General features: G+C 70.2%; 1 protein-coding gene. It reads right to left on the bottom strand.

Features of this window, described 5'->3' with window-relative positions; genetic code table 11:
* Positions 1-1,304, bottom strand: a 1,304-nt coding sequence (locus AC1DTN_RS37190; protein WP_477925088.1) for an NADH-ubiquinone oxidoreductase-F iron-sulfur binding region domain-containing protein, incomplete at both ends; no start/stop codon positions are given.

The following is a 1,304-nucleotide window of genomic DNA, read 5'->3' as shown; positions in this document are numbered from 1 at the left end:
GGTTCGGGGCGGCCTGGCCGAGGCCGCAGATCGATGCGTCGCCCATCACCTGCGCGAGATCCTCGAGCGTCTCGTTGTCCCACACCGGCGCCTGCATCAGCGCCGCCGCCTTGCCCGTGCCCACGCGGCATGGCGTGCACTGGCCGCAGCTCTCGTGCGCGAAGAAGCGCATCACGTTGAGCGCCGCGTCGCGCGCGCGGTCGTGCTGGCTCAGCACCATCACGGCGGCGGAGCCGATGAAACAGCCGTAGGGCTGAAGCGTGTCGAAATCGAGCGGGATGTCGTTCATGCTCGCGGGAAGAATGCCTCCGGACGCGCCGCCGGGAAGGTAGGCATGCAGCGCATGTCCGTCCTGCATGCCGCCGCAGTATTCGTCGATCAGTTCCTGCACCGTGATGCCCGCGGGCGCCAGCTTCACGCCCGGTTGCTTGACCCGGCCGCTGACGCTGAACGAGCGCAGGCCCTTGCGCCCATGGCGGCCGAAGCCGCTGAACCATTGCGGGCCTTTCTCGACGATGTCGCGCACCCAGTACAGGGTCTCGAAGTTGTGCTCCAGCGTCGGCCGCCCGAAGAGGCCGACCTGCGCGATGTAGGGCGGGCGCATGCGCGGTTCGCCGCGCTTGCCTTCGATGCTCTCGATCATCGCGGACTCCTCGCCGCAGATGTAGGCGCCGGCGCCGCGTCGCAACTCGATCAGCGGCAGCTCGCAGGGCGGGTCCGCCCGCAGCTTGGCGAGCTCGGCCGACAGCAGCGCGCGGCAGTCGTGGTACTCGTCGCGCAGGTAGATGTAGCAGGCCTCGATGCCGACGACCTGCGCCGCCACCAGCACCCCTTCGAGGAAGCGATGCGGATCGCGTTCGAGGTAGGTCCGGTCCTTGAAGGTGCCGGGCTCGCCCTCGTCGATGTTCACGGCCATGAGCCTGGGCGCCGGCTGGTCGCGCACGATGCGCCACTTGCGTCCGGCCGGAAAGCCCGCGCCGCCGAGGCCGCGCAGGCCGGAGTCTTCCATCGCCTGAATGATGGCTTCGGCGTCGCCCTCGCCGTTGACCAGCGCCGCGGCGAGCGCATAGCCGCCGTGCGCGCGGTACGTGGCGTAGTCGGTGAAGGCCGGGGTTTCCTCCAGCGCGCCAGGCGCGGGAGAAACGCTCTTCTGAGCGTATTCCGAGGGCTCGAAGTTGATCGTCGCGGGCGCGGCGGCCGGCTTCGCGTCGAGCATGCGCAGGACCGCGTCGGCATCGGCCAGCGGCACCGCACGCTGCCCCACAGCCACGGCAGGCGCCTGCTCGCAGCGCCCGATGCAAGGC

This window comes from Rhizobium sp. 01T444, assembly GCF_056398305.1.
Note: the sequence above shows the minus strand (reverse complement) of the source record. Positions and strands in the feature narration are given on the sequence as shown.